A 17,337-nucleotide genomic window follows, 5' to 3' on the forward strand; every position below is an offset into this window, starting at 1 on the left:
CGAAAGGACCATCCATGCGCCTCGAAGGCCTCACCACCGCCGTCACCGGAGGAGCCTCCGGACTCGGCCTCGCCACCGCACGCCGACTGCTGAAGGAGGGCGGCCGGGTCACCCTGATCGACCTGCCGGGCTCCGACGGAGAGCGGGTCGCCGCCGAGCTGGGGGAGTACGCCACGTTCGCCCCCGCCGACGTCACCGACGCCGACCAGTTCGCCGCCGCACTCGACATCGCCGACGCCCAGGGCGGGCTCCGGGGGCTGGTCCACTGCGCAGGTGCCGGTCGCCGGATGCGGATCCTCGAGAAGGACGGCAGTGCCGGGTCGCTGGAGGACTTCGAGTTCGTGGTCCGGCTGAACCTGGTCGGCTCGTTCAACGCGCTGCGGCTCGGCGCGGAGCGGATGGCGCGGCTCGACGTCGTCGACGGGGAGCGTGGCGCCATCGTGCTCACCGCCTCGGTGGCTGCGTACGAAGGACAGATCGGGCAGATCAACTACACCGCGTCGAAGGCGGGTGTCGTCGGGATGACCCTGACCGCCGCACGCGACCTGGCGAGCCGCCACATCCGCGTGTGCACCATCGCGCCCGGCATCATGGACACCCCGCTGCTCGCCCGGCTGCGCGAGGACGTACGCGCCTCGCTGGAGGCGACCGTCCCCAACCCGGCCAGACTCGGTCATGTCGACGAGTTCGCCCACCTCGCGGGCACCATCCTCGAGAACGGCTACCTCAACGGCGAGACGATCCGGCTGGACGGCGCGATCCGGATGGCGCCGCGCTGAGCCGGCGCTCGGGCGGCCGGTCCCGGCGTACGGCCTAGGGGCTGTTTCGGAATGTGGCGCCGAGCGCCGCGTCGTCCAGTGCGGGTCTGAACGAAGTGGCCCCTCGCAAGGCGCCGTCTCGAAGGCATACCGGGTGTCTGATGAGAGGCGGCAACGCCGCGAGAGTGCGTGCTGGGCGGCGCGGAGCCGGCGCTCCACATTCCGAAACAGGCCCTAGGTTGGGGCCATGGACGTGCACCACCTGCGCTACTTCCTCGCCGTCGTCGACCACGACAGCGTGCATGCCGCCGCGACCGCGCTCGGCGTGGCGCAGCCGACGATCTCGCAGGCGCTGCGCTCGCTCGAGCGCGAGCTCGGCACCGCCCTCTTCCACCGGATCGGGAGGGGGATGGTGCCGACCTCCGCGGGGTTGACCATGGTCGGTTCGGCCCGGCGGATCCTGCGCGGCGTCGCCGCGGCCGAAGGTGCCGTACGCGACCGGGAGGGTCAGCTCCACGGCCGCCTCGACCTCTCCACGATCCCGGCGCTCGGCACCGGGATGGTGCCGGCGCTGGTCGCGGAGTACCGCCGCCGCTATCCGAAGGTGCTGATCAGCATCGGCAAGCAGAGCGATGACGACCCCACCGTCGCCCTGCGCAGCGGCCGCTGCGAGATCGTGGTGTGCCACCTTCCCTACGACGCGGGTGCTCGACCGAGTCCCCGGGACCGGCCGCTCGACGTGCTCGAGCTGGGCACCCAGGAGTTCTGGATCGCGTTCCCTGCGGGCAGCGACGTCCCCGCGCACGACCCGATCCGGTGGGAGGAGCTGCCCGACCTCCCGCTGGTCATCGTTCCTCCGGGCGGCTCGCACGCCGAGGAGATCGTCCGCACCATGGCCGCTGCCGGGCGGCTCCGACCGCCGGCGGCGGTGCTCCAGAACCGCGAGGCCCGGTTGGCCTTCGCCCTGGCCGGCGTCGGCGGCACCTTCATCGAGCGCTCCCTGGCCGGTTTCGCTCGGGCGCGTGGCGCGGAGGTCCGTTCCTTCGCTCCCGCGCTGAGCCGGCGCTACGGGCTGGTCTTCGAGCCGGAGACGCTCTCCCCGGCGGCCGAGGCGTTCGTCGAGCTTGCCCGGGCCAGCTCGACGAACGCGCGGGCGGCAGGGGAGAGCTGATCGGCGCGGTAGACGACCCCGACCCGGCGGCGTACCTCCGGCTCGATCGCGCGGAGCGCGACCTTGCGCAGGACGCGTTCGGCCAGGCGCTCCGGCAGGAAGGTCGCTCCGGCGCCCATCGCCACCAGCTCCCAGATCGCCTGCCGGTGGGCGCAGCGGACCGCCACCTGGCCGATCGCGTCACGAATCTCCGGGTCCGCGATGACGCTGCTGAGCCGGTCGTCGACCTCCAGCACCAGCGGGATCTCGCGGACGAGGTCCAGCGGCACCGGGTCGGGCAGGTCGGCCGCGAGCTCGGGAGCCATCGCCAGCATCACCCGCTCGGTCCACAGCTCGTCGACGGCGAGCGTCTCGGGCGGGGTGGAGAACTGGGTCAGCCCCACCTCGGCCCGCCCTTGCCGCACCGCGGCGACCACGCCGGCCGGACTGCCCGGGTCGTCGACGTGCACCTGGATCCCCGGATACCGGTTGCGCAGCTCGCTCACGAGCTCGGAGAGCGGCGTGATCGTGAGGTTCGCCAGCGCGGCGACGGTGAGCCGGCCGCCGCGCAGGTCTCGCACCGCCCCGACCTTGCGCCGGGCCTCCTGCGCCTCCCGGAGCACCCGTCGCGCCGGTTCGACGAAGGCCGCGCCCGCCGCGTTGAGCTCCAGGGTGCGGTTGCTGCGATCGAAGAGCGGGGCGCCGATCTCCCGCTCGAGGCTGCGGATCGCCTGAGACAGTGACGGCTGCGAGATGTAGAGAGTGTTGGCGGCCTTGGTCACGCCGCCGTGGTCGACGACGGCCACGAAGTACTCCAGCAGCCGCAGGTCCACACTGCGACCTTACGCCGGGCCGGCGCCGGGTCGACGCCCGCCGGCGAGCAGCAGCTCCGCGGCCATCGCGGCTCCGTCGACCCGGGCCTCGGCGGCCATCGCGGTCGTCCGCGCGCGGACCGCGGGCGTCAGGGCGGCACCGAGAGCGGTGGTGAGCGACTCGAGCGTCGGTGCGGCGCCGTCGTGAGCGATCCCGAGGCCGAGCTCGGCGATCCGACCGGCCCAGTAGGTCTGGTCGCCGGCCTGCGGCACCACCACCTGCGGGGCGCCGGCCCGGTAGGCCGTGGTCGTGGTGCCCGCGCCACCGTGGTGGACGACGGCGGCGACCCGGCCGAAGAGGCGCTGGTGGTTGACCTCGCCGATGACGAAGCAGTCGTCACGACCGTCGATGACGTCCAGTCCCGCCCAGCCGCGCCCGATGACCACGCGCCGGCCGTGGGCGCGGATGGCCTCGATCGCGACCCGTACGCCCTCCTCGCCGACCGTGCGCATGCTGCCGAACCCGACGTAGACGGGCTCCGTCCCGTCGTCGAGGAATCCCGTCAGATCCTCGGGGAGCGGGCGGTCGTCCGAGAGCGTCCAGGCGCCGGTCTGGGTCACCTCGAAGCGGGAGGTCCCGTGCCACGGACCGAGGACAGGATCGGCCGCGAGGAGCGGGTGCGTGGTGAACATGAACTCGCTGACATCCTCGACCGGCGAGAGCCCGATCGAGGCCCGGTGAGCGTCGAGCGGCTCCTTGAACAGCTCGGTGAAGCCGCGCCCGTCCAGGCCGCCGACGACGTCGGGGCAGAAGAGGACGTAGTGATAGGGGACGCCCAGCCTCTCGGCGACCGAGGGCGCGACGAACTGCGACATCGCGGTGGCCACGACCACGTCACAGCCCTCAGCGGCCTCGGCCACCGTGTCGTACTGCGCCGTGATGAAGTCGGTCACCCGCTGATGACGCTCCTCGGCCGTCGGCGGCCGCTCCCACGACCGCCACGGCTTCAGGAACGGCACGTGCGCCACACCCTCCCGCTCCAGCAGGTCGACGAACTCCCCGTCCGGCGGCGCGCACATGCTGACCTCCGCGCCTCTCCGCTGCAGCTCGACCGCGAGCGCCACCATCGGCTCGACGTCTCCCCGCGACCCGTACGTCGACACCAGCACGCGCATCCATGGCTCCGTTCCGTTTCGTGGCTCCGGGCCATGCCCGAGAATCAGGGCAGCATAACGGGCTTGAGCACCCTCCCGGCGCGTTGTTCGGCGACCGCGGCATCCCACTGGGCGAGCGGGAAGGTGGTGACCAGGCGGTCGAGCGGGAGGGTGCCGGCGGCGTGGCGTCGGAGCAGGTCGGGGATGAGCTCGTGAGGCACCGCGTCACCCTCCACGCAGCCGCGGAGGGTGAGTCCGCGCAGCATGAGGCGACGTACGTCGATCTCGGCTCGCGCCCGGCCCAGACCGACCACGGCCAGGGTGCCGAGCGGGTCCAGGAGGCCGAGGACGCGGTCGACCACCTCGGGGCGGCCCGAGGTGTCGAGGGCGTGGCTGATCCCCGGATCGGCCAGCTCGTCGAAGGACTCATAGGCCTTGGCGCCGAACGACCCGACCAGCTCGCGCCGGGAGGCCAACGGCTCCACGACGATCACCTCGACGCCTTCGGAACGTGCCGCGAGCACGGCCGCTGCGCCCACACCACCGGCGCCGACGACCAGCAGCCGGTCGCCGGCGCCCGGCCGGAGCACGTTGAGCACCGCGCCCGCACCGGTCAGGAAGCCACAGCCGAGCGGGGCCGCGACCTCGGGTGCCACGTCCCCGACGGGTACGCAGGCACTGGCCGCCACGAGCGCGTGGCTCGCGAACGACGACTGCCCGAAGAACGAGGCGAATACCGGGTGGCCGTCGACGGTGACCGTGGCGCTGCCGTCGGGGCGGCGCCCGGCGTTGTTGAGCCGCTGGGACTGCTCGCAGTAGGCCGGAGCGCCGCCGAGGCAGCGCTCGCAGGAGCCGCAGGAGCGGAAGGAGAGCACCACCCGCTCGCCGACGCGGACGCCGGAGACCGCGGCGCCGATCTGCTCGACGATGCCGCACCCCTCGTGCCCGAGCACGGCCGGAGTGGTGCCGAGCGCGGCCCGGGTGGCGAGGTCGGTGTGGCACAGACCGACCGCCTCGATCCGGACGAGCACCTCGTCGTCGCGAGGCGCATCCAGCCGTGCCTCGACGAGCTCGGCCGGAGCATCGCCGCAGGTGAGCAGCACCTGAGTGGTCGTTCCGTGCTCGCTCATGCGCGCTCCAGCCCGAAGTAGAAGTGCCGCCCGGCCGGGTCGAGCACGACGGAGGGCTTGCCGTTCATGATCCCCATCAGGGTGTCGCCGTCGACGCGCTTGAAGTGGTCGAGGACCGGCATCCCGTCGTAGACCATGGTCGCGGTGACCTCGCCACGGAACTCGATGTTCCACAGGCTCGCCTCGCCGCGGCCGGACTTGAGGTCGGAGTAGAGAGAGCCGTCCTCGGCGCGGCAGATGAGGGGCTTGGCGTCGTCGAGGGCGTCGAACCGCTTGCCGTGCCAGCTGCTCGTGGCCAGCGTCTTCTCGATCGGGTGCCCGGTCGAGAACGCGAAGCCGCGCCAGGGGCCGAGGATCGCCGAGGCCGCGACGGTGTCGAGGCCCGCCCAGACCTTGTCGAGCTCGGCCGGGTCGACGGGGCCGTCGATCGCGCGGAGCTCGTTGAAACGTACGGCTGTCTGCAGGGTCACCATCACCGGACTCCGATCTTGCGCATGAGCGTCAGCTGCTTGTTGGTCGACTCGACGAAGGACTCGGCCTTGCCGGGCGCGGCGCCGAGCGGGATCACCCGCTGGATCGCGACCGTCTGCGACTCGGTGAACTTCCGGATGCCTTCGGCTCCGTGACGGCGGCCGAGGCCGCTCTCGCCCATCCCGCCCATCCCGGCCTCGATGCTGCCGGCCGCGGCCGCGGCGCCGTCGTTGACGTTGACCGACCCGGCGCGGATCTGCGGTGCCATCCGGGCTGCCGCGGTGGTGTCGCGCGACCAGATCGAGGCCGACAGGCCGTAGCAGCCCTCGTTGGCGAGTGCGATCGCCTCCTCGTCCGTACGGAACGTATAGAGCGCGACGACCGGACCGAAGGTCTCCTCGGCATAGACGCGCATCTCCGGGGTGACCCCCTCCAGGACCGTCGGCTCGAAGCAGAGCGGCCCCAGATCGGGCCTGACCTTGCCGCCGGTGAGCACCGTCGCGCCGTGGGCCACGGCATCCTCCACGTGGGCGGTGACCGCGTCGAGCTGACGCTGCGAGATCAGTGGTCCGAGCTCGACGGAGAAGTCGAGGGCCTGTCCGATCCGCTGCTCCGCGGTCGCCGCGACGAAGCCGTCGCGGAAGGACTCATAGACCGACTCGTGCACGTAGATCCGCTCGATGCTGATGCACATCTGCCCCGTGTTGGCGTACGCAGCAGCCACCGCCCCGGCCACGGCCTTGTCGACGTCGGCGTCCGCGCGCACGATGAGCGGGTTCTTGCCGCCCAGCTCGAGCGATGCCCCGACCAGCCGGCGGCCGGCCTGCTCGGCGACGGTCCGCCCGGTCGCGGTGGACCCGGTGAAGCAGACGAAGTCGGCTTCACCGACCAGCGCCGTGCCGACCGGTACGCCCTCGCCGACGACGATCTGCCACACGTCGGCGGGGAGCCCCGCCTCGGCCAGCAGGGCGTGGGTCCACAGCATGGTGAGCGAGGTCTGCGGGTCGGCCTTGGAGACGACCGCGTTGCCGGCCAGCAGCGCCGGGAGCACGTCGCCGACACCGAGGTAGAGCGGGTAGTTCCACGGCGAGATGATCCCGACGACCCCCTTGGGGACGCGCACTTCGGTCACCTTCGTCAGCAGCGGGACCATGCCGCGTACCCGGTTGTCGGCGAGGTAGCGGCGCGCGCGACGGGCGTAGTGACGCGCGATCGTGGCGACCTGGGCGATCTCCTGCCAGGCGTGGAAGCGGGACTTGCCGGTCTCCCACTGGATCAGGTCGAGGACCTGGTCCTGGCGGGCGACGAGGAGGTCGTGGAAGGCGAGCACGATCTGAGCCCGCTTCGCCAGTGGCAGCTCGGCCCAGGACCGCTGCGCGACCCGCCCGCGCGAGACCGCCGAGGTCACGTCGAGGACCGACGAGCTCGGCACCGGGGCAGTCGGCAGCAGGTCATAGGGAGCCAGGGCGACCACGTCGGGGGTGGCCTCGTCGGGGTTCTCGCTGCAGACCCGGGCACGCAGATCGTCGAGGACGGCGTCGGTCAGCCATCCGGGCCGGAACGCCGACCCGGTGACAGGTGCGGCGTGGTCTTCTCTGGTCGTCATGGCAGCCCATTTCTAATCTTGGTTCACAAATTTGCCCGGCCATCGCGATGAGGGGGCGAGAGCCATTGCGTGACGTCCGTCACTGGCCGTATGTTAATCAGGAATCACATTCGCGTCGACCCCCAAAAGGCCGAGCGAATCCCTCCAAAGGTGGAAGGTAAGTCAATGGGAGATCTCAGTCGTAGAGGCTTCATCTCGCTGGGCGCGGCGCTCGGCTTCGTGGGTGTTGCCGAGGGTGTCGCTCCGTCGTGGAGCTGGGCGTCGACAGGGTCGATCGCCGGCTCGGCGACGTATGCCGACCCGCAGTGGGTCTGGGACGACCGGATCGACGCGATCATGAAGTCGGTGCTCGACAACGGCCAGGTGTCCGCGGTCAACACCGCGATCCGCCCGTGGGTCGACAACAGCGACCCGTTGCCGACCGGCCTGCCCGCGGACCTCACCGCCTACCTGCAGGACGTCAACCAGCTGCCCGAGTGGGCCGACATGGACAAGCTGACGCTGGCCGCGGACTTCAACCGCCGCAAGGACACCTACCTGTTCGCGCTCTACAGCGTCGGCAGCGGGATCATGAGCACCGTCATCCCGCGCGAGGCCAAGTCGGTCTACTGGTCCAAGGGGGGCGCCGACATGCAGGACCGCGCCGCCAAGACCTTCACCTTCGGCTACGACATGGCTCAGCTGCACGCCTTCGAGCCCCAGGGTCAGTTCATCGTCACGGCCAACAAGACCCGGATGGTGCACGCAGCCGTACGCCACCTGCTGCCGCAGCTCCCGCAATGGCGCGAGGGCGCCACCGAGCACAACCAGATCCCGATCAGCAACGGCGACATCCTGGTCACCTTCCACAGCCTCGGCACCTTCGTGCACAAGAAGTTCAAGGAGTGGCGCATCCCGATGACCGCCGCCGAGGAGGAGGCGTTCCTGCATTCCTGGCAGGTCGCCATCTCCCTGCTCGGCGTCCAGGACCGGTTCATCCCGCAGACCTGGGCGGATGCGCACGCTCAGGCGGCGCAGGTGCTCACCCCGATCCTCGCGCCCACCGCGGAAGGCAACAGCCTCGCCGAGACCCTTCTCGGCCTGACCGCCCAGGTCGACCTGGGCGTCACCCGTGGGTTCCTCAACGAGTTCGTCCGCTACACGCTCGGCGACCAGGTCTCCAACTGGCTGGGCCTGCGTCGCGACTACGTCTCGGCCGCGCTGATCAAGACCGCCTGGCCCGCCTACATCGCGTTCCGCGAGGGCACGATCAACGTCCTGCCGGGCTCCTACTACATGTTCGACCAGTTCGTCAGGGCGCTCGCGATGGCCTTCCTCAACGGCGGTGAGTCGGGCCAGACCACCCCGATCGAGATCCCCGACATGAACCGACCGTCCTGAGGTCTCAGAGACCGAGCGCGTGCATCAGGAGGGCGGTGACCCTCTCCTCGTTGCCGTCCTGCCAGTGGAGCAGCCGGCCGGACTCGGCGACCACGCCGAGTCCGGCATGGACCACGACCCTCGCCGCGCGCGTGTCAAGGTCGTCCCGCGCGGCGACCAGGTGGTCCTCCCAGAGGGCGACGTGCTCACGTTGGGCCCGGATCAGCTGCGTACGCAGCGGCTCGGGGAGCCCGGCGATCTCGGCCGTGCCGACCTGGGTGAGCAGGTGGTGGCGGAAGCTGTAGCCGACGTACGCCCGAGCCAGGGCCGCGACCGCGCCGGTCGCGTCACCAGGATCGCGCAGGGCCTCGCGGACCGACTGGTCGAGCATCGTCGCCGCCTGGAGGCACGCCGCCGCGAGGATGTCGACCTTGCTCGGGTAGTGCCGGTAGAGCGCCGACGGCGCCACTCCGACGACCTCGGCGATGTGTCCGAGGGTGACGTTCGCGAAGCCGTCGCGCGCGAAGAGCGGGATCGCGGCGGCGAGGATCTCGGCGCTGCGGGTGCGGGAGGCGGGCGGTTCCTCGACCGGTTCCGCCCGCGTCGGGTCGGTCCGCGGGAGCGACGCCACGTCGGTGCCGATGACCCGGAGCCCGACCTCGGTCAGCAGGCCGACCAGTCGGCGCCTGGCCATGGTGGCGTGATGGGTGGTGATCGAGCCGATCGCTCCCAGTGCCGCGACGGCCCGGAGCCGGTCGTCGGCGGACGGGTCCGGGCCTCCACCGGCTGCCGCCACGACACGCCGGACGACCCGGTCGACCTTGACCCGGATCTCGCCGAGGTCCTCGGCGCCCAGATAGCGCGACTCCCAGCGGTAGATGCCGCCGTAGCTGCGATGGTCGACGGTGAGCTCGGCGATCGTACGCAGCACCCGCTCGAGATCCGCGTCGTCGGGAAGGTCGGACACCGCCTCGAGCAGGTGGTCGATGAGCAGGTTCGCGCAGTCGCGGAACAGGTCGTACTTGCCGGGGAAGTGCCGGTAGAGGGCCGCCGCCGTGATCCCGACGTCAGCGGCGATCTGCTCCATCGACGCGGCGTGGTAGCCGCGCTCGCTGAAGACCTTGCCCGCCGCCTCGATGATCAGCTGGCGCCGGTTGCGCGGTCGCGTGCTCACGCGCCGAGTCAACCATGCCGGAGTCGTACGCCGGTCAGCTGGTCGGGAGCGCGGTCCTGGTGAGTCTCTCGGAGACCTCCCAGAGCCTTGCCGCGTCCTCGGGACTGCGCAGCGGCCGGTAGAGCGCCTGCTCGGCGGGCGGGCCACCGAGGTGCCCGGGCGCGCTGGGGCCGTACATCCGGCCACCGGCCGCCTCGGGCGAGGTCGCGGCCAGCAGCGCGGGAAGGGCGGCGGTCTCGGGGGTGCCCAGGAGGATCCCGCGGGCGGAGAGCCAGCGGATCATGCGTACGGAGAAGGTGTCGGTCCTACGTCCGATCTCGGGTCGTGCGGCCAGCAGGTTGGTCGGGGCGACGCCGGGGTGGGAGAGGTTGCTGGTGATTCCCCAGTCACCGGCACGACTGCGTCGGTCCAGCTCCAGCCCGAACAGACCGACGGCGATCTTGGACTGGCTGTAGGCCGACATGTCGTCGTAGCCGTGCTCCCAGCTGGGGTCCTCCCAGTTGACGTCGCCGCGCCGCGCGGCGACGCTCACCTGGGACGTCACCCGGGCCTGGCCGGCTCGCAGCAGCGGCAGGATCCGGGCGACGAGGGCGAAGTGGCCGAGATGGTTGGTGCCGAGCTGGAGCTCGAACCCGTCGGCGGTCGTCTGCCGCTCCGGCGGCGTCATCACGCCGGCGTTGTTGATCAGCACGTGGAACGGCTGGTCCTCGCCCAGCAGCGTCTCGGAGAGCGCCGTCACCGAGGACAGCGAGGAGAGGTCGAGGTCGCGCAGCGAGATCCTGGCCTCCGGGACGTGCCCGCGGATCGTGGCCAGCGCCTTCTCGCCCTTGCTCGGGTTGCGTACGGGCAGCACCACCTCCGCCCCTGCGGCCGCCAGCCGCGTCGCCATCACCAGCCCCATCCCGTCACTGGCCCCCGTCACCAGGGCTCGCTTGCCGTAAAGGTCGGGGATCGTGATGTCGATGGGTCGACGTGGCATCGGTCTGCTCCTCGTTGGCGGGTCCGGGGTCGGATCCATCCTCCGAGGGCGCCGAGGATCTATCCAGGGTCTCTCGATCCCAGCCTGGCGTCCACGTCGCCGAAGTAGCGGGAGAGGAAGACCGCCATCAGGGCGCCGCCGACCACCTGCGGGACCTTGGAGCCTTTCGTACGTGAGCCGGCCGCGAGCAGCGCGCTGCCGGCAGCGAGGTTGACGGCTCCCCAGGCGACGTTCTCGGTGGGGGAGGAGGGGCCGACCCCGGGCGGGTTCGCGAACGGCGTCGGGAACCGCTGCCCGGTCACGCCCTTGACCGTGTGCGGGATCGCGTTGACCAGCAGGGCCCCGGCCGCGAAGCGGGCCGCCGTTCGGAGCGTGGAACGAATGAGTTGAGGCACGCCAGGGGAGGGTAGCGACTCGAGACAAGATCCGGTGCGGAGTCGGCGTTGGTGGCAGGCCGCTGCGAGACGGGGGCGCGGATGCCTCTTAGGATCACAGCATGGTCCCGCCTGAGTCGAAGAACGCGCCGAGCATGGCAGATGTCGCGGCCCGGGCAGGGGTCTCGCACCAGACCGTGTCCCGGGTGGTCAACGGCTCCGACGCCGTACGCGGCGAGACCCGCGACCGGGTGCTGGCGGCGATCGACGAGATGGGCTATCGACGCAACAAGTCGGCGCGGGCACTGGTGACGCGGCGCTCGGGACGCCTGGGTCTGCTCTACTCCCAGCCGCACCTCTACGGGCCGGGCACGCTGGCCGCATCGGTGCACCAGGCCGGTCAGAAGGCCGGCTACGACGTCATCCTGAGCCCGGTGCCACACCTCGAGGCGACCTCGGCGGAGCGGGCGATCGAGGCGCTGCTCGACGACGCGGTCGAGGCCGTGCTCCTCGGCGTCTCGCACCAGTCGTTCGAGGATCTGGTCGCCCAGCTCGCGTCCGTGGTCGAGGTCGTGATGATCCACAGCGACCCGCCGGCGGGGGTGCGCTCGGTCGGGATCGACCAGCACGCCGGTGCCGTGCTGGCCACGCAGTACCTGCTCGACCTCGGCCACCGCAACATCGCCCACGTCGCCGGTCCGGTCGGCTGGATCGACGCCCGGCAGCGCCGGGAGGGGTGGCTGGCCGCGCTCCGGGAGGCCGACGCGCGGCCGGGGCCCGAGATCTTCGGTGACTGGTCGAGCAGGAGCGGCTACGAGGCCGGAGCCGTGATCGCCCGCGACCCCTCGGTCACCGCGGTCTTCGCCGCCAACGACTCGATGGCCCTCGGGGTGATCCGGGCGCTGCACGAGGCCGGCCGCCGGGTCCCCCAGGACGTGAGCGTCGTCGGCTTCGACGACGTCCCCGACGCCGCCTACCTCTGGCCCCCGCTGACCACGGTCCGCCAGGACTTCGCCTCCCTCGGCGAGCTCGCGGTCGAGGTGGCCACCAAGGCCATCGCCGAGGGGACCGTCGAGACCCCCGCTCTGCTCGAGCCAGAGCTGGTGGTCCGGGCCTCCGCCGACGAGATCCCCAGCTAACAGCCGAGGCGTCACCCACGTCGGCCGAGACGTCACCTACGTCGGTCGAGTCGTCACCTACGTCGGTCGAGTCGTCGGTTAGGTCGGTCGAGTCGTCGGTTAGGTCGGTCGAGTCGTCGGTTAGGTCGGTCGAGTCGTCGGTTAGGTCGGTCGAGTCGTCAGCTGGGTCGGCCGAGTCGGCGCGACGGTGCCAACTCGGCCGACGGGGCTGACGCCTCGACGAGGGTCTGCGGGGAACCCAGCGGTAACCCGCCCGTCATATGTTAGCGTTCACATCGCCTCGAACCCCACCCCGAGCCGTCGGGCAGAAACGGAGCCGTGATGACGCAGCGAACAGGCCGCCTGCCTGACCTCGGAGAGACCGCGCTCGGCATCGAGCTGGGCTCCACCACCATCAAGGCGTGCCTGATCGGGCCCGACCATGCGACGGTCGCCACCGGCTCCCATCTGTGGGAGAACGAGCTCGTCGACGGCCTGTGGACCTACTCGCTCGACGCGGTCTGGGCGGGCGTACAGGGCGCGCTCGCCGCCCTCGGCGACGAGGTCGAGCGCCGCTACGGGCGACGCCCGGACACCTTCGGGTCGATCGGGGTCTCGGCGATGATGCACGGCTACCTCGCCTTCGACGAGGCTGGCGAGCTGCTGGTGCCCTTCCGCACCTGGCGCAACACCAACACCGCCGTCGCCGCCGCCGAGCTGTCGGAGATCTTCGGCACCAACATCCCGTTGCGCTGGTCGGTCGCGCACCTCTACCAGGCGATCCTCGACGACGAGCCCCACCTGCCGAAGATCGCCTCGCTGACCACGCTCGCGGGCTACGTCCACCGCGCGCTCACCGGACGCCATGTGCTCGGCGTCGGCGACGCCTCCGGCGTCTTCCCCATCGACCCGGCCACCGGAACCTACGACCAGCGGATGCTCGAGCAGCTCGGTCACCTGGCCGCCGCCAAGCGCCCCGGTCTGCGGGTCGAGGGGCTGCTCCCGCAGGTCCTCCCGGCAGGCGCCGACGCCGGCCACCTCACCCCCGAGGGCGCTGCGCTGCTCGATCCCACCGGCACGCTCCGGCCCGGTGTCCCACTGTGTCCGCCCGAGGGTGACGCCGGCACCGGCATGGTCGCGACCAACTCCGTGGCCAAGCGCACCGGGAACGTCAGCGCCGGCACCTCGATCTTCGCGATGGTCGTCCTCGAGGCCCCGCTGACGACCGTCCACCACGCCATCGACATCGTCACCACCCCGGCCGGCGACCCGGTCGCGATGGTGCACTGCAACAACGGCGCCAGCGAGCTCAATGCCTGGGCCGGGGTCTTCGGCGAGTTCGCCGCCGCGCTCGGCCACCCCAGCGAGCCCGACGCCGTCTTCGGTGCCCTGCTGACCGCGGCCCTGAAGGGCTCGCCCGACGGCGGCGGCCTGCTGGCCTACAACTACCTGGCCGGCGAGCCGATCACCGGCCTCGACGAGGGTCGCCCGCTGTTCGTACGCACCCCCGGCAGCCGCCTCGACCTCGCCGGGTTCGCCCGCGCCCAGGTCTACGGCGTCTTCGGCACCCTCGCGCTCGGCATGCGCGTCCTCGCCGACCAGGGCGTCGAGATCGACGCGATGTTCGCCCACGGCGGCCTGTTCCGCACCGCGGGCGTCGCCCAGCGGCTGCTCGCCGCCGCGATCGGCGCCCCGGTCGCGGTCGGCCGCACCGCCGGCGAGGGCGGTGCCTGGGGGATCGCGGTCCTGGCTGCGTACGCCCGGGCGACGGCGGAGGGGAACGGGCCGAGCCTGAGCGCCTACCTCGCCGAGCGCGTCTTCGGCGACATCGACCTCGAGGTCGTCGAGCCCGACGCGGCCGACCTCGCCGGGTTCCGGACCTACCTCGAGCGCTACGAGGCCGGCCTGGACATCGAGCGCGCCGCCGTGGCCGCGCTCGCCCCCGCCACCGCAGACAACACCGCAGACAACACCGCAGAAGGAGACCAGTGATGATCGGCGTACCCACCGCTCTTCGCGAAGCCGTCGACGCCGCCAAGGAGCGCGTCGCCGCGCTGCACGCCGAGCTGCCCCGCTGGGAGCTGGTCGTGTGGACCGCCGGCAACGTCTCCGAGCGGGTGCCGAACCCCGACGGCGAGGACCTGCTGGTCATCAAGCCCTCCGGGGTCGCCTACGAGGACATCACCGCCGAGGCGATGGTCGTGTGCGACCTGGCCGGCGACCTCGTCGAGGGCGAGCGGTCGCCGTCCTCGGACACCGCCGCCCATGCGTACGTCTATGCCAACATGCCCGAGGTCGGTGGCGTGGTCCACACCCACTCCACCTACGCCACCGCGTGGGCCGCCCGCGGGGAGGAGATCCCCTGCGTGCTCACGATGATGGCCGACGAGTTCGGCGGACCGATCCCGGTCGGTCCGTTCGCGATCATCGGTGACGACTCGATCGGGCACGGCATCGTCGAGACGCTGCGCGAGTCGCGCAGCCCGGCGGTGCTGATGCGGAACCACGGCCCCTTCACCATCGGCAAGGACGGCCGCTCCGCGGTCAAGGCCGCGGTGATGTGCGAGGAGGTCGCCCGAACGGTGCACATCGCGCGCCAGCTCGGCCAGCCGCTCCCGATCGACCAAGGCCACGTCGACGCGCTCTACGACCGCTACCAGAACGTCTACGGCCAGCACTGAGCTGCGCCGCCACGAACCACATCCAGCATCGGAAGGACCCCCCCACATGAGCAAGCCCTACGCGGACCGCGAGGTCTGGTTCTTCACCGGCAGCCAGGACCTCTACGGCGAGGAGACCCTTCGCCAGGTCGCCGAGCAGTCCCAGGAGGTCGCCCGCGCCCTGGACGCCTCCGGCGACGTACCGGCGAAGGTCGTGTGGAAGCCCGTCCTGAAGGACTCCGCGGCCATCCGCCGGGCGATGCTCGAGGCCAACTCCGACGACAACGTCCTCGGCGTGATCACCTGGATGCACACCTTCAGCCCGGCCAAGATGTGGATCGCCGGCCTGGACGCCCTGCAGAAGCCGCTCCTGCACCTGCACACCCAGGCCAACGTCGAGCTCCCCTGGTCGGAGATCGACATGGACTTCATGAACCTCAACCAGGCCGCCCACGGCGACCGGGAGTACGCCTACATCGCCACCCGCCTCGGCGTCGCCCGCACCACCGTCGTCGGGCACGTCTCCAACCCGGCGGTCACCCGCCGCGTCGGCACCTGGGTCCGCGGCGCCGCCGGCTGGGCCGCCACCCACGGGCTCAATCTGGTCCGCTTCGGCGACAACATGCGCAACGTCGCGGTCACCGAGGGCGACAAGACCGAGGCCGAGCTGCGCTTCGGCGTCTCGGTCAACACCTGGGGCGTCAACGACCTGGTGGCGGCAGTCGAGGCCGTCGACGAGGCGGCCGTGGACGCGCTGGTCGCGGAGTACGAGGACCTCTACGACGTCGAGCCGTCGCTTCGTCGAGGCGGCGAGCGCCACGAGTCGCTGCGCTACGCCGCCCGCCAGGAGATCGCCATGGAGGCGTTCCTGGTGGAGCGGGACGCGAAGGCGTTCACCACCAACTTCGAGGACCTCGGTGGCCTGCGCCAGCTCCCCGGCATCGCCGTGCAGCGGCTGATGAGCAAGGGCTACGGCTTCGGCGCCGAGGGCGACTGGAAGACCGCGGTCCTGGTGCGGGCCGCGAAGGTGATGGGGGAGGGGCTGCCCGGTGGCGCCTCCCTGATGGAGGACTACACCTACGACCTCACCCCGGGCGCGGAGGTCATCCTCGGCGCCCACATGCTCGAGGTCTGCCCCTCGCTGACCACCTCCACCCCGCGCGTCGAGATCCACCCGCTCGGCATCGGTGGCCGCGAGGACCCCGTCCGGATGGTCTTCGACGCCGATGCCGGTGAGGGCGCCGTGGTCGTGTCGCTGGCCGACATGCGTGACCGCTTCCGGCTGACCGCCAACGTGGTCGACGTGGTCCCCCCGACGCAGGCGCTGCCGAACCTGCCGGTCGCGCGCGCCGTCTGGGCCCCGCGCCCCGACTTCGCGACCTCGGCCGAGGCCTGGCTGACCGCCGGTGGCGCACACCACACGGTGATGTCGACCGCCGCCGGGATCGAGGCCTTCGAGGTCTTCGCCAACATCGCCCGCACCGAGCTGCTGGTCATCGACGAGTCGACCACCCGCCGCGGCTTCGCCGACCAGGTGCGCTGGAACCAGGTGTTCTACCGGGTCGCTCAGGGGCTCTGACGCCAGAGGTCGAGGAGCTCGGCCTCGCGGGTGGGCGAGATGCCGGTGACGTACGCATCGGGGGAGGCCTGCAGCCAGGCGAGGGTGTCGCGGGCGGTCTCGGCGATCGGGCGGGTGGTGAGGCCGGCCGCCGTGGCCGAGGTGGTGTCGTGGGCGAGCATCCCGTCGTACTCGGGGCGGGGGAGCCACAGCGGGATCGAGCCTGGGCCTGACCAGGGGTCGACGTCGTTGGCCTGGAGGAAGTCCTGGGGGAGCCAGCTCCAGGTCGGGACGGTGCCGACGCCGCTCGCGGTCTCGGTCAGCAAGGTGCTGATCGGCATCGACGGACCGGTGGCGTCGAAGGTGCCGTCCACCCGGGCGGTGGCGCAGTGGAGGATCCAGTCCGCCAGGTCGCGTACGTCGATGACCTGGGTGCTGTCCTCGGGCGAGCCGGGAGCGAGGATCTCGCCGCCGGCGTTCAGGCGCCGCGGCCAGTAGGAGAACCGGCCGCTGGGGTCCCCCGGGCCCACGATCAGGCCGGGGCGGACGATGGTGGCTGAGGCTGCGCCCGCGCGGACGAGCTCCTCGCAGGCGACCTTCATCGAGCCGTACGCATCGGGGTCGTCGTCCTCGATGTCGTCCGTCGCCGGAGCGAGGACAGGGAGCGAGTCCGGAGTGCCGCCGGGGGTGCGGTGGTCGGCGTACACACTGATGGTCGAGACGAAGACCCAGTGGGCCTCGCTGAAGGCGGCGACGGCGGAACGAACCCACGAGGGGGTCCGGGCCACGTCGACGACAGCGTCGAACTCCGCAGTCGTCAGGGCGGAGGGAGATGTCTCGGTGCGGTCCCACGGCACCAGCTCCGCGCCCTCCGGGACGGTCCCCGACCGGCCGCGCGCCGCGCAGACCACCTCGTGACCGCCGCGTACCGCCGACTCCGCCACTGCGCGGGAGAGGAAGACCGTGCCGCCGAGCACCAGGATTCGCATGCGGACACGCAATCACCCGCGAGCGCCACGCGGCAACCGATTCT

16 protein-coding genes are annotated in these 17,337 nt (G+C 71.6%); 7 read left to right on the plus strand and 9 right to left on the minus strand.

Features of this window, described 5'->3' with window-relative positions:
* Positions 1–14 precede the first annotated feature (14 nt).
* Together ACIRON_RS09595 and ACIRON_RS09600 are read left to right on the plus strand one after the other, a co-directional pair.
* Entirely contained in the window at positions 15–779 is a 765-nt protein-coding gene (locus ACIRON_RS09595; RefSeq protein WP_402992072.1) for an SDR family NAD(P)-dependent oxidoreductase, read from the plus strand.
* Positions 780–1,005: 226 nt separating this feature from the next.
* Complete coding sequence (locus ACIRON_RS09600) at positions 1,006–1,929, plus strand: LysR family transcriptional regulator (RefSeq protein WP_402992074.1); 924 nt, start codon at positions 1,006–1,008, stop codon at positions 1,927–1,929.
* On the opposite strand, the gene ACIRON_RS09605 is transcribed toward ACIRON_RS09600, so the two are convergent.
* Genes ACIRON_RS09605 through ACIRON_RS09625 form a run of 5 tightly spaced genes read right to left on the minus strand, consistent with a single transcriptional unit; the run spans position 1,824 to position 7,082 of the window.
* Positions 1,824–2,741, minus strand: coding sequence for a LysR family transcriptional regulator (locus ACIRON_RS09605; RefSeq protein ID WP_402992076.1), 918 nt, complete (start codon positions 2,739–2,741; stop codon positions 1,824–1,826). The genes ACIRON_RS09600 and ACIRON_RS09605 overlap by 106 nt on opposite strands.
* A 9-nt stretch (positions 2,742–2,750) precedes the next feature.
* Positions 2,751–3,896, minus strand: a complete 1,146-nt coding sequence (locus tag ACIRON_RS09610) for a glycosyltransferase (protein ID WP_402992078.1) — start codon at positions 3,894–3,896, stop codon at positions 2,751–2,753.
* A gap of 44 nt (positions 3,897–3,940) precedes the next feature.
* Positions 3,941–5,005, minus strand: a complete 1,065-nt coding sequence (locus ACIRON_RS09615) for an alcohol dehydrogenase catalytic domain-containing protein (protein ID WP_402992080.1) — start codon at positions 5,003–5,005, stop codon at positions 3,941–3,943.
* Positions 5,002–5,475, minus strand: coding sequence for a DUF4334 domain-containing protein (locus tag ACIRON_RS09620; RefSeq protein WP_402992082.1), 474 nt, complete (start codon positions 5,473–5,475; stop codon positions 5,002–5,004). The genes ACIRON_RS09615 and ACIRON_RS09620 overlap by 4 nt, the downstream gene beginning before the upstream one ends.
* A gap of 2 nt (positions 5,476–5,477) precedes the next feature.
* Positions 5,478–7,082 carry a succinic semialdehyde dehydrogenase gene (locus tag ACIRON_RS09625; RefSeq protein ID WP_402992084.1) on the minus strand — a complete coding sequence of 535 codons (1,605 nt, stop codon included), beginning with the start codon at positions 7,080–7,082 and terminating at the stop codon, positions 5,478–5,480.
* A 165-nt stretch (positions 7,083–7,247) separates the two neighbouring features.
* On the opposite strand from ACIRON_RS09625, the gene ACIRON_RS09630 reads away from it, so the two are divergent.
* A complete protein-coding gene (locus tag ACIRON_RS09630) occupies positions 7,248–8,462 on the plus strand; it encodes an oxygenase MpaB family protein (protein WP_402992085.1) in 1,215 nt (404 codons plus the stop codon).
* A 4-nt stretch (positions 8,463–8,466) separates the two neighbouring features.
* Here ACIRON_RS09630 and ACIRON_RS09635 read toward each other — a convergent pair whose 3' ends face one another.
* Genes ACIRON_RS09635 through ACIRON_RS09645 form a run of 3 tightly spaced genes read right to left on the minus strand, consistent with a single transcriptional unit; the run spans position 8,467 to position 10,989 of the window.
* On the minus strand, positions 8,467–9,615 hold the full coding sequence (locus ACIRON_RS09635; protein WP_402992087.1) for a TetR/AcrR family transcriptional regulator: 1,149 nt from the start codon (positions 9,613–9,615) through the stop codon (positions 8,467–8,469).
* Between the two features lie 34 nt (positions 9,616–9,649).
* Positions 9,650–10,594 (minus strand): SDR family oxidoreductase, encoded by a 945-nt coding sequence (locus ACIRON_RS09640; protein ID WP_402992088.1) that lies wholly within the window; start codon positions 10,592–10,594, stop codon positions 9,650–9,652.
* A gap of 59 nt (positions 10,595–10,653) precedes the next feature.
* Complete coding sequence (locus ACIRON_RS09645; RefSeq protein WP_402992090.1) at positions 10,654–10,989, minus strand: hypothetical protein; 336 nt, start codon at positions 10,987–10,989, stop codon at positions 10,654–10,656.
* 101 nt (positions 10,990–11,090) lie between these two features.
* On the opposite strand from ACIRON_RS09645, the gene ACIRON_RS09650 reads away from it, so the two are divergent.
* The 4 genes from ACIRON_RS09650 to araA all read left to right on the plus strand — a co-directional run bounded on the left by ACIRON_RS09650 (position 11,091) and on the right by araA (position 16,325).
* The gene (locus ACIRON_RS09650) at positions 11,091–12,107 is read left to right on the plus strand and encodes a LacI family DNA-binding transcriptional regulator (RefSeq protein ID WP_402992092.1); all 1,017 of its coding nucleotides are present in this window, start codon (positions 11,091–11,093) and stop codon (positions 12,105–12,107) included.
* A gap of 321 nt (positions 12,108–12,428) precedes the next feature.
* Positions 12,429–14,078 (plus strand): xylulokinase, encoded by a 1,650-nt coding sequence (locus tag ACIRON_RS09655; protein ID WP_402992094.1) that lies wholly within the window; start codon positions 12,429–12,431, stop codon positions 14,076–14,078.
* Positions 14,078–14,767, plus strand: a complete 690-nt coding sequence (locus tag ACIRON_RS09660) for an L-ribulose-5-phosphate 4-epimerase (protein WP_402992096.1) — start codon at positions 14,078–14,080, stop codon at positions 14,765–14,767. The genes ACIRON_RS09655 and ACIRON_RS09660 overlap by 1 nt, the downstream gene beginning before the upstream one ends.
* A gap of 46 nt (positions 14,768–14,813) precedes the next feature.
* Positions 14,814–16,325, plus strand: coding sequence for an L-arabinose isomerase (gene araA / locus ACIRON_RS09665; protein ID WP_402992098.1), 1,512 nt, complete (start codon positions 14,814–14,816; stop codon positions 16,323–16,325).
* Here the strand turns inward: araA and ACIRON_RS09670 are convergent.
* Entirely contained in the window at positions 16,313–17,293 is a 981-nt protein-coding gene (locus tag ACIRON_RS09670) for an NAD-dependent epimerase/dehydratase family protein (protein WP_402992100.1), read from the minus strand. The two genes, araA and ACIRON_RS09670, sit on opposite strands and share 13 nt — an antisense overlap.
* Between the last annotated feature and the right edge of the window lie 44 nt (positions 17,294–17,337).

The sequence above is a fragment of the Nocardioides sp. NPDC101246 genome (assembly GCF_044767415.1).
In the GTDB taxonomy this organism is placed as follows: domain Bacteria; phylum Actinomycetota; class Actinomycetes; order Propionibacteriales; family Nocardioidaceae; genus Nocardioides.